This window comes from Arthrobacter sp. 24S4-2, from assembly GCF_005280255.1.
Lineage (GTDB): Bacteria > Actinomycetota > Actinomycetes > Actinomycetales > Micrococcaceae > Arthrobacter.
The window spans coordinates 1,959,678-1,974,410 of sequence record NZ_CP040018.1; the positions used below are offsets into that span (position 1 = coordinate 1,959,678).

General features: G+C 66.5%; 10 protein-coding genes and 1 pseudogene. 3 read left to right on the forward strand and 8 right to left on the reverse strand.

The features are described from left to right. Nucleotides 1-61 precede the first annotated feature (61 nt). Together lipA and lipB are read right to left on the reverse strand one after the other, a co-directional pair. The gene (gene lipA / locus FCN77_RS08980) at nucleotides 62-1,069 is read right to left on the reverse strand and encodes a lipoyl synthase (protein ID WP_137321997.1); all 1,008 of its coding nucleotides are present in this window, start codon (nucleotides 1,067-1,069) and stop codon (nucleotides 62-64) included. Continuing rightward, complete coding sequence (gene lipB / locus FCN77_RS08985) at nucleotides 1,066-1,734, reverse strand: lipoyl(octanoyl) transferase LipB (RefSeq protein WP_137321998.1); 669 nt, start codon at nucleotides 1,732-1,734, stop codon at nucleotides 1,066-1,068. Before lipB ends, lipA begins: the two co-directional genes overlap by 4 nt. A 133-nt stretch (nucleotides 1,735-1,867) precedes the next feature. Between lipB and FCN77_RS08990 the strand changes: the two genes are divergently transcribed. Further along, nucleotides 1,868-3,559 carry a serine/threonine-protein kinase gene (locus FCN77_RS08990; protein WP_137321999.1) on the forward strand — a complete coding sequence of 564 codons (1,692 nt, stop codon included), beginning with the start codon at nucleotides 1,868-1,870 and terminating at the stop codon, nucleotides 3,557-3,559. A gap of 43 nt (nucleotides 3,560-3,602) precedes the next feature. On the opposite strand, the gene FCN77_RS08995 is transcribed toward FCN77_RS08990, so the two are convergent. Further along, nucleotides 3,603-4,496 (reverse strand): TIGR01777 family oxidoreductase, encoded by an 894-nt coding sequence (locus FCN77_RS08995; RefSeq protein ID WP_137322000.1) that lies wholly within the window; start codon nucleotides 4,494-4,496, stop codon nucleotides 3,603-3,605. 73 nt (nucleotides 4,497-4,569) lie between these two features. On the opposite strand from FCN77_RS08995, the pseudogene FCN77_RS09000 reads away from it, so the two are divergent. Further along, a pseudogene (locus tag FCN77_RS09000) lies at nucleotides 4,570-8,050 on the forward strand (S41 family peptidase). A 115-nt stretch (nucleotides 8,051-8,165) separates the two neighbouring features. On the opposite strand, the gene FCN77_RS09005 reads toward FCN77_RS09000, so the two are convergent. After that, nucleotides 8,166-8,597, reverse strand: coding sequence for an OsmC family protein (locus tag FCN77_RS09005; RefSeq protein WP_137322001.1), 432 nt, complete (start codon nucleotides 8,595-8,597; stop codon nucleotides 8,166-8,168). Nucleotides 8,598-8,708: 111 nt separating this feature from the next. Between FCN77_RS09005 and FCN77_RS09010 the strand changes: the two genes are divergently transcribed. Beyond that, nucleotides 8,709-8,969, forward strand: a complete 261-nt coding sequence (locus tag FCN77_RS09010; protein ID WP_175417189.1) for a VOC family protein — start codon at nucleotides 8,709-8,711, stop codon at nucleotides 8,967-8,969. 113 nt (nucleotides 8,970-9,082) lie between these two features. On the opposite strand, the gene FCN77_RS09015 is transcribed toward FCN77_RS09010, so the two are convergent. The 4 genes from FCN77_RS09015 to FCN77_RS09030 all read right to left on the reverse strand — a co-directional run bounded on the left by FCN77_RS09015 (nucleotide 9,083) and on the right by FCN77_RS09030 (nucleotide 14,616). Further along, nucleotides 9,083-9,433: a hypothetical protein gene (locus FCN77_RS09015; RefSeq protein ID WP_137322002.1), complete on the reverse strand. Its 351-nt coding sequence runs from the start codon at nucleotides 9,431-9,433 to the stop codon at nucleotides 9,083-9,085. Nucleotides 9,434-9,579: 146 nt separating this feature from the next. Then, nucleotides 9,580-11,316, reverse strand: a complete 1,737-nt coding sequence (sucB, locus tag FCN77_RS09020) for a 2-oxoglutarate dehydrogenase, E2 component, dihydrolipoamide succinyltransferase (RefSeq protein ID WP_137322003.1) — start codon at nucleotides 11,314-11,316, stop codon at nucleotides 9,580-9,582. A gap of 126 nt (nucleotides 11,317-11,442) precedes the next feature. Continuing rightward, complete coding sequence (lpdA, locus tag FCN77_RS09025; protein ID WP_137322004.1) at nucleotides 11,443-12,825, reverse strand: dihydrolipoyl dehydrogenase; 1,383 nt, start codon at nucleotides 12,823-12,825, stop codon at nucleotides 11,443-11,445. A gap of 264 nt (nucleotides 12,826-13,089) precedes the next feature. After that, nucleotides 13,090-14,616: a leucyl aminopeptidase gene (locus FCN77_RS09030; RefSeq protein ID WP_137322005.1), complete on the reverse strand. Its 1,527-nt coding sequence runs from the start codon at nucleotides 14,614-14,616 to the stop codon at nucleotides 13,090-13,092. Between the last annotated feature and the right edge of the window lie 117 nt (nucleotides 14,617-14,733).

Sequence of the window (14,733 nt, forward strand, 5' to 3'; positions counted from 1 at the left end):
TGAGGGCCGGACGCCGGGGTGCTCCGGTGCCGGCCCTCAGGCACGTTTGTTACGAAAGGTCCTAGGAGTGGGCCGCGATGAGGGAGCTGGCCTCCTGGCGGGTGCTGCCGGAGCTTTCGATGTGCGAGAGTTCCGCCGGGATTTCCCAGCCCTTCTTGCGCATCGCGGTGGCCCAGAGCCGGCCGGCACGGTAGGAGGAGCGGACCAAGGGCCCGGACATGACGCCGAGGAAGCCGATTTCCTCGGCCTCGGTGGCGAGGTCCACGAATTCCTGCGGCTTGACCCAGCGGTCCACCGGAAGGTGCCGTTCGGACGGGCGGAGGTACTGGGTGATGGTGATCAGGTCGCAGCCGGCCTCGTGCAGGTCCCGGAGCGCGTCGGAGATTTCCTCGCGGGTCTCGCCCATGCCCAGGATCAGGTTGGACTTGGTGACCATGCCCAGCTTCCGGCCCTGGGTGATGACGTCCAGGGAGCGGTCGTAGCGGAACGCGGGACGGATGCGCTTGAAGATCCGCGGCACGGTCTCGACGTTGTGCGCGAAGACCTCGGGCTTGGAGTCGCAGATCGCCTCGATGTGCTCGGGCTTGCCGGAGAAGTCCGGGATCAGCAGTTCCACACCGGTGCCCGGGTTCAGCTCGTGGATCTTGCGGACCGTTTCGGCGTAGAGCCAGACGCCCTCGTCGGCGAGGTCGTCACGGGCCACACCGGTCACGGTGGCGTAGCGCAGCTGCATGGCCTGCACCGAGCGGGCCACCTTGGTGGGTTCGAACACGTCCACCGGGGAGGGCTTGCCGGTGTCGATCTGGCAGAAATCGCAGCGCCGGGTGCACTCGGAGCCGCCGATCAGGAACGTGGCTTCCTTGTCTTCCCAGCATTCGAAGATGTTGGGGCAGCCGGCCTCCTCACACACGGTGTGGAGGCCTTCCTTCTTGACGAGGTTCTTGAGCTGGACGAACTCCGGGCCCATCTGGACCTTGGCCTTGATCCACTCCGGCTTACGTTCCACCGGTGTGGCCGCATTGCGCTGCTCAATGCGCAGCATCTTCCGGCCTTCTGGTGCCAGTGTCACAGTAGAGCTCCTTCGGGGCTTGAAACGAGTGCTTCTTCGTGCTTGCGGAATTCTTCCACGATCCGGTCCGCGATATCCCCGGGGGCGATGTTCCTGCCGGTTTCGATGGACATCGTGGTGACTCCGGCATCGGTTATGCCGCACGCAATGATCTGGGCATAGGGTGCCAGATCATTGTTGCAGTTGATGGCGATCCCGTGCATTGTGACCCCATCCAGGACGCGGATGCCGATAGCGGCGATCTTGCGGTCCGGTCCTTTGCTGTCGGCCTTGATCCAGACGCCGGCGCGTCCCTTGATCCGCTCGGCGTTGATGCCGTAGTCGGCCATGACGGCGATCATGACGGCTTCGAGTCGCTCAACGTAGTCGCGGATGCCGGACCGGTTCTTCAGCTTGAGGATCGGATAGGCGACCAGCTGGCCGGGGCCGTGCCAAGTCAGCTTGCCGCCGCGGTCCACGGCTACGACGGGCGTCCCGTCGAACGGCCGTTCGTGGTCTTCGGTGAGCTTGCCGGCGGTATATACGGCGGCATGCTCTAGGAGCAGAACTGTGCTGGGTGCCTGGCCTGCGACGACTTTGTCGTGGAGTTCGCGCTGGATGTCCCAGCCCTTCATGTAATCAACGAAATCCGGGGCAAGACCCAGCGTGGAAAACTCAAGAGTCATGGCATCCAGCTTAGACCCCGTCCGCCGTCCCACCGGATTCTGTGCTTAACCTCTCACCGGCTGCCCACCCGCCGCCGCCCGGCGCCTGTGGATAACTTCTGCGGAAATCCGGCGTTTCCGATATTCCTTGGGTATGGACAAATTCGAGAACGACGGCGGCGCGCACCAGGGCGGGCAGACGGCTCCGGCCGCCGGGGCCTTCCCGGGACTGGCCCGCCGCCCAGCGGAACGGCCGGCTCCCGTGGTGCCGGGCTACGCGGTTGGGCGCGAGCTGGGCCGCGGTGGCAGCGCCACCGTGTGGCTGGTGAGCCAGGAACTGACGCTTCGCGAGTTCGCTGTGAAATGCTTTGACCCGCCCGGCGCGCCGCAGCCTCCGGACGGCGGCGGTGTCAGCGGCGGCGGTGTCCCCGGAGGCGGACGCGAGGACGCGGAGGACGCCGTGCGCCGTGAAGTCCGGATACTCTCCGCACTGGATCACGACCACCTGGTGAAGGTGCACGACGTCGTGCGGCTGCGTGGTACCGCCGACGGTGCCCTCGTGATCGTCATGGACTATGCAGCGGGGGGATCGCTCGGGCAACTGGTCAGCTGCCGGGGCGCGCTCAGCGTTGGCGAGACCGTCACGGTCCTGACGCCAATCGCCCAGGTCCTGGCCTACCTGCATGGCAAGGGGTTCATGCATTCGGATGTTTCGCCGGGCAACATACTCTTCTCCGCCCACGGCAAGCCGCTCCTGGCGGACCTTGGCGTGACACGGATGGTCGGCGATGCGGTGGACCTTTCGCGTGCCGGCACGGAAGGCTTTCTTGACTCCGCGCCCGTGGACGCCGTTAGGGCCGGGCTTCAGCCCGAGCGGGACGTCTACTCAGCAGCAGCCATCGGCTGGTACTGCCTGACCGGGAAGGCGCCGGAGGCCGGAGCCGGCCGTCCGCCTCTGTCGCTCCTGGTGCCCGGCGTGCCGGCGGCCCTCGCCGCCGCCCTGGAAGCAGGCCTAAGAAGCGACCGCCGGGAGCGGCCGACTGCCGCTGAGTTTGCGGCCGCTGTCTTCCGCAGCGCCGATGCCGCCCCCGTGGACCTGGCCGGAGCGGTCCACCCCACGGTCCTTCCGCAGCTCCTCACACGCCGCAATGTCCCGCCGTCGCGCAGTGCACGCCGCGCCGCGAAGCTCCGGTCCTGGCGGCGGCGCCTGGGCACTTCCGGCGGCACGGCCAGGCGGCCTGCACGCAGCCCGGGCAGGCATGCCGGCCGGAATGGGCGGAGGATGGCCTCCATTGCCGCGGCGCTCGTCGCCGTCGGGATAGCCACCGCCTGGTTGCTGGCCGTTCCGCAGCCGGCAGCTGCCCCGGACGCAGCATCGGTTCCGGCCGGACTGGAAACAGGCTTCATTGCGGATGGCGAAGGAAGCACGGTTCCGGCCGATGTGAGAGACCTTCTCCTGTCCCAAAAGCCCGACGAGGCAGCCCGCGGACTGGCGTGGCTGCGCTCTGCGGCCCTGAGTTCCGGGAAGCTCGGGCTGCTGGACGAGGTTAACGCGGGAAACTCGCCGGCGGCCGATGCCGACAGCAGAATCAGCGGACGGCTCAGGGAGTCCGGGCATGTCCTGGCCGGCTTCGGCACCACCCTGACCCGCACCGAGGCCGAACCCGGTGGCTCGGGTACCAGGGCCGTGGTGGCAGTCACCGCAGTCACTTCGGGCTATCAGGAGACAGATGCGGCCGGGACGGTCGTGGCGGTGGAAGCTGCCGGATCAGAGCAGCAGCTCCGCCTGGTCCTGGTCAGCTCCGGTGGCCGGTGGCGGATACAGGAGATCCTGCCGGCGGCCTGACTTCCGCCAACCTGGCAGCAGGCAAGGCACACGGCCAGCGCCGTTAGTCCTTGCCGGCCACCCAGGCCGAAGCCCCGGCCAGCGACGGATGACGCCACTCAAAGCCGGCCGCTGCCAGCAGGGCCGGATCCATGCGCTGGCTTCCCAGCAGCAGTTCATCAGCCAGTTTTCCCATGACCAGCCGCAGCACGGGGGCGGGTACCCGGAACATGGCCGGCCGGTGGAATGCACCGGCCAACCCGGCAATCAGGGCATTGACGTCAGCCGTTTCCGGGGCGCAAAGGTTTACCGGGCCGGCCAGCGGGGCCGCCAGCAGGAAACTGAACGCGGAGGTCACATCGGGCAAGGTGATCCAGGGCCAGCATTGCCGGCCGTTCCCCAGCGGGCCGCCCACGCCAAGCCGGAGCAGGGGAAGGAGCCGCCCCAACGCTCCTCCCGACCTGCTCAGCACTACGCCGGTCCGGGGAGTGACAACGCGTACACCGGCCGGAGCTTCATGCGCGGCGGTTTCCCACTCAAGGCAGATCCGCGCCATGATGCCGCTGCCGTTGGGCGAGGTCTCTCGAAGCACGGAAGCGCCGCTATCACCGTAGTAGTTGGCACCGGACTGGCTGATAAAGACCTGCGGCGGCTGCTCCAGCTTCGTCATCGCCACGGCCAGGGTGCGGGTCGGATCCAGCCGCGAGCGGAACAGCTCATCAATGCGGCGCCGGGTCCAGGGGCGGTCGCCGATTCCTGCCCCGGCCAGGTTAATCACCGCGTCCGCGCCCTCAAGATGGTCGGGATCAAGTTGTCCGGCCGCAGGATCCCACCGGAATTCGTCCGCCCCTGCCGGCGCCCGGCGCACCAGGCGGATGACGTCGTGCCCCGCCGAGCGGAGGTGGCCCGACAAATCGCTTCCGATGAGGCCCGACGCACCGGCCATGATGATTCGCATGATCCATCTCACCATGTCCGGCGCGGCCGCGGCACCTCCCTTCCGGCTAACTGACTTTGACTATGATCGAATGATGACCTCTTCGAGCTACTTTCGTTTCCCGCATCTGCACGGCGATCTGGTCACCTTCGTGGCCGAAGACGACGTCTGGATTGCGCCCCTGGACGGAGGCCGCGCCTGGCGGGTCTCTTCCCTCCAACTGCCCGCCCGCAATCCGCGCTTCACTCCTGACGGCAAGCGCCTGGTGTGGACGGTTGTACAAGGGACGGCGCCGGAGGTTGTCACCGCGGACGTTGACGGCGGCGGGTACCGCCAGCTGACATATTTCGGCCACAGCTCCACCCGGGTCAAGGGCTTCACCGCCGCGGGCGACGTCCTCGTCACCAGCGCGTTCCGGCAGGCTGAAAGCCGCCACACACACGCCTACAGCGTTCCCTTGGAAGGCGGCTGGTCCGAGGAACTGGCGTTCGGCCCCGTCGAGTCCGTGGCGTTCGGCCCGGAGGTTGGCGATGAACGCCCGGTGGTGGTTTCCAGCGTGCTGTCACGTGAGCCTGCCTGGTGGAAGAGGTACCGGGGCGGAACCGCCGGAAAGCTCTGGATCGATGCTGACGGCAACGGGGAGTTCGAGCGGCTCGTTCCGGAAGTGGACGGCAACCTCGCGGATCCCATGTGGGTGGACGGCCGGGTCGCGTTCCTGTCTGATCACGAGGGCTACGGCAACCTCTACTCGGTGCTGCCCAACGGCACCGACCTTCGCCGCCACACCGATCACGAAGATTTCTACGTCCGCCACGCCGCCACGGACGGCAAGCGTGTGGTGTTCGAATCCGCCGGCGAGCTGTGGCTGGTGCCGGACCTTGGTTCAGACGCGGTGAAACTGGACATTTCCCTGGGATCGGCATCCCAGGGGCGCAGGCCGGCACTCCTGAAGACCCCCGGCACCTTGGCAACGTTGTTCCTGACCACACCGGCTCGTCCAGCGCAGTGGAAGCCCACGGCACCATCCACTGGCTGCGCCACAAGGATGGCCCTTCGCGAGTTGTGGAGGCCACCCCCGGTGTCCGCGCCCGGCTGCCACGGCCCCTGGGCGAAGGCCGCATTGCCTATGTCGCCGACCACGGCGGCATTGAAGCCCTGTACATCAGAGAAATCGCTCCGCAGGTGGCGGGTCCGCGGACGGCTCCGGCCGCGCGGCCGCAACCGGCCGCCGGGCCGGAATCCGGAACACCGCTGCCAAAGCCGGTTCCGGCGTCAGGGACGAACCGTCCGGGCATCGAGTCACCTGCGGGCGACGACTCCGCGGCGGATTCCGTTGCGGGTGCAGCGGCGAAAGATATTGCCCTCCCCGCGCCTACCGAATCCGCGGGCACACAGAAGATCGACTTCCCCAAGTCCACCCGGGCCAGTGCTTTGGAGACGAGCCCGGACGGCCACACGATTGCCGTGGGGACATCCTTCGGCGATGTGTATCTGGCCGACACCCGGACCGGGGCCATCAAGCTTGTCACCAGCATTGGCGAAGGCACCATCGACGGCCTCTGCTGGTCGCCGGACTCGGCCTGGCTTGGCTGGTCCGAACCGGTCACCTCCTTTGGCTCACGCAGCCGGCTCCGGATCGTCAGGGTGGACGATCCCGAGTTCCGGGTCGTGGAGGTCACGGACGGACGTTTCCGCGATGCCTCGCCGTCGTTCACTCCCGACGGCAAATTCATCGCGTTCCTCTCCAACCGGAGTTTTGACCCCGTGTACGACGGCCACTCCTTCGACCTGTCGTTCCCGAGCCCCATCAAGCCTTACCTGGTGGCACTCGCTGCCGACACGCCGTCGCCCTTTGGTCCGTCCGTGGATCTCGCGGACGGACCGGACAACCCAACCGGAGGCCCGGAAGAAGGCACCGGCGCGGACCAGGCCGGCAACGTCGCCGCGGTTCCTGCGGTGCGGGTGGACGCTGACGGACTGGCCCACCGCGTGATCGGAGTGCCGGTGCCGCAGGGCAACTACTCGGCCCTTGAGGCGACGCCGGGCGCACTGCTCTGGCTGGACAACGCCCTTGCCGGGGTCACCGGCGATGGCCGGGCCACTACGGACGACAAGGACGAAGCGCCCAGCCTGGTGCGCTTTGACATCGCCAAGCGCAAGGCTTCCACCATCGTGGACGCCCTGGACAGCTACCGGGTGTCCGGCGACGGCAAAAAGGTGGTCTTCCTCCAGGACAAGCAGATCCGGGTGGCACCGGCCGATGCCAAGGGCGACGAGGAATCGGGCCAGCTGGTGAAGGTGGACGTCAGCCGCATCCGCGTCCTCATGCATCCGCTGAGCGTCTGGGGCCAGGCCTTCGACGAGGCCTGGCGCCTCCAGCGTGACTTCTTCTGGACCGAGGACATGGCAGGGCAGGACTGGGAGTCCGTGCACCGCCGCTACCGCCCCCTCGTGGACCGGCTCGGCTCCCATGATGACCTCGTGGACCTGCTGTGGGAACTGCACGGCGAACTGGGAACGTCACACGCCTACGTCCGCCCCGCAGCCGTCACGGAAAACGGCAGCAACGGCCAGGGCCGGCTGGGCGCCGATCTGACGTTCACCGGGCAGGGCTGGGAAATCACCCGCATCCTTGCCGGGGAGTCCTCCGACCCGCTTGCAACCTCCCCGCTGACCAGGCCGGGCGCAGACGCCAAAGCCGGGGACATCCTGCTCGCAATCGACGGCGTGGAACTGTCTGAAACGCTGACGCCGGCAATGCAGCTCGTGGGTGCGGCAGGAAGGGCAGTGGAGCTGACGCTGCGCAGCGGAGCAGCCCACGGCGAGGCAGCAGGCAAGCAGCGCCGCATCGCCGTGGTCCCGGTAAAGGACGAGGAACGGCTGCGCTATCAGGAATGGGTTGCCGCCAACCGCCGCACCGTACGCGACGCCTCCGGCGGCACCTACGGCTACCTCCACATTCCGGACATGCTGGCGAACGGATGGGCACAGCTGCACCGCGACCTCGACACCGAGACGGCACTGGACGGACTGATTGTGGATGTCCGGCGTAACCGCGGCGGCCACACCTCCCAGCTTGTTGCCGAGCTCATCGGCCGCAAGGTGACGGGCTGGAGCATGCCCCGCGGCGAACGTCCCCGGACCTACCCGCATCACGCGCCTCGCGGGCCCGTCGTCATCCTCACCGACGAGTTCGCCGGATCTGACGGGGACATCATCACCCAGGTGTCCAAGCTCCGCGGAATCGGCCCCGTCATCGGCACCCGGACCTGGGGCGGCGTGGTGGGGATCGACAACCGCTTCGCCCTCGCGGACGGCACCGGCGTCACCCAGCCGCGCTACGCCACCTGGTTCAGCGGGGAGTAGGCTGGGGCGTCGAGAACTTCGGTGTCACCCCGGACATCGAAGTGACGTTCCCGCCGCACGCCTATGCCGCCGGCAGGGACCCGCAGCTTGAATACGGCATCGGCGCCCTCAAGGAAATGATCCAGGAGCTTCCCACGGACCGGCCGCCGCTCCGTGAAGGCTACCGGCGGCTGCTCCCGGCTCCGCTGCCGGCCCGCGCCAAGGGCTGAGCCGGCAGCCCGCCCGGACACACAAAGGCCCCGTTTCCTGCCTGACCATCAGGGCAGGAAACGGGGCCTTTGCCATGCGGTACTGCAGCCGCCGGAGCGGCCGCAGCACTGAAGCCTAGGAAGCGGCGAGCGTCGCGTCCATAGTGATGTCGATGCTGGCCAGGGCGCCGGAGACGGGACAGCCGACCTTGGCTTCCCCTGCGATCTTCTGGAAATCCTCTTCGGAAATGCCGGGGATCGTGGCGCTGACCGTCAGGTGGCTGCCGGTAATGCCCGTGCCGGGCACGAAGGTGACGTCTGCCTTGGTATTGATTTCTTCAACGGTGAAGCCGGCCTGGCTGAGCGCGAGGCTGAACGCCATGGAGAAGCAGGCCGAGTGCGCTGCGGCGATCAGCTCTTCAGGGCTGGTCTTGCCTTCCGACTGTTCCGCTCGGGCCTTCCAGGTAACGGCATAGGTGCCCAGTCCGGAGCTGTCCAGCGTGGTGTTGCCGGACCCCTCGAACAGGTCGCCGTTCCATACGGTGTGCGCGGTGCGTGTTGCTGCCATATCCACTCCTCAGCTTAGATTCGATCCGGTCCGGGCTTGCGCCCAAACCTTCCGGATCAATCCTATGGATTCAGGAGCCGCGACGCACGGGCTGTCCGCTGTCAGAGGATTATGACCGCCCGGTTCGACCAGTTCGTCTGGCTCAAGCCGGCTTCGTCCGAAGCCCCGCAGCTCGCCCTCCAGGAGGTTCCGAACCCCACCACGGGCCGCCGGCGGCTGCATCTTGACATCCACGGCCCCGATCCCGAAGCCCTGCGGGCCCATGCGGAATCACTCCGCGCCGTTTTCGTGGAAGGGCACGACATCGGTGATTTCCACTGGGACGTTATGCACGACCCGGAAGGAAACGAGTTCTGCATCGCCGGAGAGTGACCTGGCCCGCGTGGGGCCAACACAGGATGGAACGACGACGGCGACGCTCCCCGTGCGGGGAGCGTCGCCGTTGGTGGCCGTTGGCGTATGGCGCCTTGGTGGTGCGGGGGGAGCTACTGCCAGAGGGTGGCGATGGCCACGTTGAGGAGAGCAAGGCCGCCAACACTGTGGGCGAGGCCCTTGCTGATCGGCTCGTCCTTCTTGTACTTGCGGCGGCCCATGAAGGCGAGCACGGCGACAGCCAGCGCAATGGCGAACTTGATGCCGAGCTTGAAGTAGTTCGCATCCATGTGCAGCGCAGGGATGAGTCCCATCATCACGATGCCGGTAATGAGCTGAAGTGCGGCGCCGTCGAACTGGCGCGGATGCACGGTGGGCTTTTTCATGTTGCCGATCCAGATGCCGACGATCATGGCGGCGCCGACGATGTGGAGGAAGACCATGATGTTGAAGACGATGTTCATCCGCCCAGTCTAGCCAGAGGTTCTACGCTTCGTAGTAAGCCCCGCGGGAAGCTTTGGCGACGATTCGGCAACCAAAACGACGGCGGTGCAGGCCTTCCGGTGGTTGCCCACCGGTGCCTGCACCGCCGTCGCGATTCGCTGCCGGGTCAGAGTCCCAGGTCCGCCTCGAAGGCACCTTCTTCAAGGCGTGCCTTCAGGGTCTGCAGGAAGCGGCCTGCATCGGCGCCGTCCACCAGGCGGTGGTCGTACGTCAGGGACAGGTACATCATGGACCGGATGGCGATCGAGTCGTCACCGTTCTCGTCGGCCACCACCACGGGGCGCTTGACGATCGCGCCGGTGCCCAGGATGCCCACCTGCGGCTGGTTGATGATCGGGGTGTCGAACAAGGCGCCAACCGAACCGATGTTCGTGATGCTGAACGTGCCGCCGGACAGCTCGTCCGGGCCGATCTTGCCCTTGCGGGTGCGGTCGGCGATGTCGGCGATCTTTCCGGCGAGGCCGGCAAGATTAAGGTTGCCGGCGTCGGAGATGACCGGAACCAGGAGTCCCTTGTCCGTGTCCACGGCGATCGCAAGGTGCTCGGCGTTGTGGTAGGTGATTTCCTGCTTGTCTTCGTCGTACGCGGCATTCACCTTCGGGTGCTGCTTCAGTGCCTCGGCGACAGCCTTGGCAATGAAGGGCAGGAAGGTCAGCTTCACGCCGTTCTGGGCCTGGAACGAGTTCTTGGCCTTGAGGCGCAGCTTGGCGACCTTTGTCATGTCCACTTCGTGGACCTGCGTCAGCTGGGTGGAGATGTCGAGGGATTCGCGCATGCGGCGGGCAATAACCTGGCGGATGCGCGGGGCCTTCTGCACGGTGCCGCGCAAGGAGGAAACCGCAGCCGAAGCGGGTGCGGCTGCTGCGGACGGTGCCGGTGCGGCGGCCGGGGCTGCCTTGGCTTCGGCGGCAGCGAGCACGTCCTGCTTGCGGATGCGCCCGCCCACTCCGGTTCCGGCGAGGGAGGAGATGTCCACACCCTGCTGGTTGGCGAGCTTGCGTACCAGGGGAGTGACGTAGCCGGACTCGGCCGGTGCGGCGGATTCTGCTGCAGGTGCGGCTGCCTTCGCCGGAGCCGCCGGGGCCTCCTGCTTGGGAGCAGCAGGTGCCTCTTCCTTAACATCCGGTGCGGCGGCCGGTGCTGCTGCGGCGGCGGGTGCCTCCTGCTTCGGAGCTTCGGCGGCGGGGGCGGCTGCGGGTGCCTCCTGCTTGGGGGCGGCTGCGCCGGAGCCGATGACGGCGAGAACGGAACCAACCTCGGCGGTCTCGTCCTCGTTGACGCGGATCTCCTGGAGCGTACCGGCAACCGGCGACGGGATCTCCGTGTCCACCTTGTCGGTGGATACCTCGAGGAGGGGCTCGTCAACCTCGACGGAATCGCCGACGGCCTTGAGCCAGCGGGTCACGGTGCCTTCGGTGACGGATTCGCCGAGGGCCGGGAGGGTAACTTCGTGGCCTTCGCCGGAGGCGGCCGGGGCTGCTTCCGCGGCGGGTGCTTCAGCGGCAGCGGGAGCCTCGGTGGAGGGCGCTTCTTCAGCTGCGGGTGCTTCTTCGGCCGGCGCCTGCTCTGCGGGTGCTGCTTCTTCGGAAGCACCGGCCGAACCGGAGCCGTCACCAATGCGGACGAGCGGGGCGCCGACTTCGGCGGTCTCATCTTCGGCGACGAGGATTTCCTCAATCACGCCAGCAATCGGAGAGGGGATTTCGGTGTCTACTTTGTCGGTGGAAACCTCGAGCAGCGGTTCGTCCACCTCTACCCGGTCACCGACCTGCTTGAGCCAGCGGGTGACGGTTCCTTCGGTGACACTCTCACCGAGGGCGGGCAAGTTAACGGATTCAGACATGTCGTCCCCGTTCTCCTTATTGATCTTTAGTGCGGATGATTGCTGCCTTGTTCGAGCTTAGTGCACCCTGCGGATCATGCCGGGTGCACTAAGCTCAGTGTTCTTGCGGTGGTGCGGGCGGAACGACTAGCCGTGGAGGGCTTTGCCCGCGAGGGCAAGATGGGCCTCGCCGAGGGCCTCGTTCTGGGTCGGGTGCGCGTGCACAAGCTGTGCCACGTCCTCCGGGTAGGCTTCCCAGTTCACGATCAGCTGTGCTTCGCCGATCTGCTCGCCCATGCGCGATCCGATCATGTGGACGCCCACCACGGGGCCGTCCTTCTGGCGGACCAGCTTGACGATGCCGCCGGTGCCCAGGATGGAGCTCTTGCCGTTGCCGGCGAGGTTGTATTCCTGGGTTTCCACCTGGTCGTCGCCGAACTTTTCCTTGGCAGCCTTCTCGGTGTAGCCCACAGTGGCGATCTCAGGCTCGGAGTAAGTGACCTTGGGGATGTTGACGTCTTCAACGATGACCGGCTTCAGGCCGGCGATTTCCTCGGCCACGAAAATGCCCTGCTGGTAGCCGCGGTGGGCCAGCTGGACGCCCGGGACGATGTCGCCGACGGCGTAGACGTTGCCGACGCCGGTGTGCAGGCGTTCGTTGGTGATGACGAAGCCGCGGTCGATGGTGATGCCGGCCTCTTCGTAGCCAAGGTTGGCGGTGACCGGTCCGCGGCCGACGGCCACGAGGAGCAGGTCGGCTTCGAAGGTCTTGCCGTCAACGAGGGTGACCTTGACGCCGTCGCCGTTCTGCTCAACACCCTGGAAGAAGATACCGGTGGAGAACTTGATGCCGCGCTTCTTGAACGCGCGCTCAAAGTTCTTGACGATCGCGGCGTCCTCGTTCGGGACCAGCGACGGCAGGCCTTCAACGATGGTGACGTCCACGCCGAAGGACTTCCAGACCGAAGCGAACTCGACGCCGATCACGCCGCCGCCCAGGATGATGGCGCTCTTGGGGATGTAGTCCATGGTGAGGGCTTCGTCGGAGGTGATGACCTTGCCGCCGATTTCCAGGCCCGGCAGCGTACGGGAGTAGGAACCCGTGGCGAGAACGATGTTCTTGCCCTTGTAGGCCGTGCCGTTCACGACGACGGTGTCCGTGCCCTGAAGTTTGCCTTCACCTTCGATGACGGTGATGCCCTTGGACTTGATCAGGCCCTGCAGGCCCTTGAACTTGCCGGCGACGATGCCGTCTTTGTAAGCGTTGACAGCGCTGATGTCGATGCTGTCCAGCGTGACGTTGACGCCGTACTTCGCGGAATCGCGGGCGTGGTCGGCGAGTTCGGCGGAGTGCAGGAGGGCCTTGGTGGGGATGCAGCCGTTGTGCAGGCAGGTGCCCCCGAGTTTCCCCTTCTCCACGAGGCCCACAGTGAGGCCAAGCTGAACGGCGCGGAGGGCCGTGGCGTATCCGCCGCTGCCACCGCCGAGTACCAGGATGTCGAATTCTTGCGCAGTTGCCTGATCGGCCACTTATACGCTCCCTCGCGTGAACGATGACACGAGAGTACGCATCATCTGGTCTTGGAACTTGCTCTGCCGTGATTATGCCAGCAGGCCGGTTCTCTTGCATTTGTGACTACCGCAGTTCACCTTAGCGAACCACTTATCCATGCTCCACCTTGTCACGGCGTTTGTGGAGCGCTTGTGTCGAGTGTCACGCGGCTTTGTGGCGGAGGCATCATAGACTCCGCCACAAAGCCGCGAATGGCTCACCTGCCGTTAGGCAGAAGCAGTTCAGGCGGAGGCCGCCAGGACGTCTTCGACATACGCCACGAGGGTGCGGACCGTGCAGCCCGTGCCCTGCTTGGGGGTGTAGCCGTAGGGGCTGCCGTTGTTGAAGGACGGGCCCGCGATGTCGATGTGGGCCCACGGAATCTGCTCGCCGTCCTTGCCCTTGCCCACGAATTCACGCAGGAACACGGCTGCGGTCATCATGCCGCCATGGCGCTCACCGATGTTGGCGATGTCCGCAACTTCGGAATCGAGCGAGGCACGCAGCTCGTCGGGCAGCGGCATCGGCCACACCAGCTCGCCGGCGCGGTCCGCCGCGGCCTTGAGCGGGGCGGTGACGCTGTCCGAGCCCATCACCCCGGCGGTCCGGTTGCCCAGCGCGATCAGCTGCGCGCCGGTCAGGGTGGCGACGTCGATGATGGCATCCGGGTACTCCTGGCTGGCGGCCACAATGCCGTCCGCCATGACCAGGCGGCCTTCGGCGTCCGTATTAAGGACCTCGACGGTTTTGCCGCCGAACATGGTGAGGACGTCCGCGGGACGCTGCGCTGCGCCGGACGGCATGTTCTCGGCGATGCAAAGCCACGCGGTTGCCTTGACCGGCAGGCCAAGTTCGGCGATCGCCAGCACCGTGTTAAGTACGACGGCGGCCCCCGCCATATCGCTCTTCATGTCGCCCATGCCCAGGGCCGGCTTAATGGAGATTCCGCCGGTGTCAAAGGTGATGCCCTTACCCACGAGGGCGATCTTGGCGGTCGCCTTGGACGGTGCATACTCCACCTTGACCAGTCGCGGCTGCCGGGCGGAGCCCTTGCCCACTCCCATGATCCCGCCGAAGCCCTCTTTTTCGAGGCGCTTTTCGTCCCACACCGTCACCTTGACGGGCAGGCCCTTGGAGAGTTCCTTGGCGGCATCGGCAAAGGACTCGGGGAACAGGTGGCTGGGCGGCTGGTTCACCAGGGAGCGGGTGGCGTTGACGGCCTTCCCGATCAGGGCCGAGCGGTCCAGCAGGGGCTGCAGGTCCTTGTCGGCGGCGAACCCGGTGAAGATCACCACGTTCTTCACCGGATCCTTGCGGCCGTTGGCGGCTGAGCGGTGCTCGGTAAATGCGTACGAACCCATGGCCGCGCCTTCGGCGACGGCGGCGACGTCGGCAAGGGACGCCGTCGGAAGCGCCAGAGTCACCGTGGTGAGTCCGGCAAGCTGGCGGACGGCGGAACCGGCAGCGCGGCGAAGCGCTTCCTCGGTGAGATTTCCGCCCGCGTCCCGCTTGCCGACGCCTGCCAGCACCAGGACAGATGCGCCGGCTTCGGGAAGGCCGGGCAGCCTGTGGACCTGGTCGGGCGCGCCGGTGAGGCCAAGAACCTTCAGTGACTCTGCGATTGCTTCGGCGGACTTGGCCGTCAGCGGGTTGTCCAGCAGCACGGGACCGTCAGGACCCTGCGCCACTCCAATGACCAGAGCGTCAGCTGGCGACTTCTTAACGTCACGCGCAATGACGCTTAGTTTGATTTCAGTATTCTTGACCACGAGGATCAGTCCTCAATTCTCTGTGATGTTCGGCGGGAAGCGCATGTTGGGCGCCCCACCATGGAACCGGCCGTCGTCGGCTTGAGACGCAACCCGGTGTCGGCAAGGCGGCAGTAA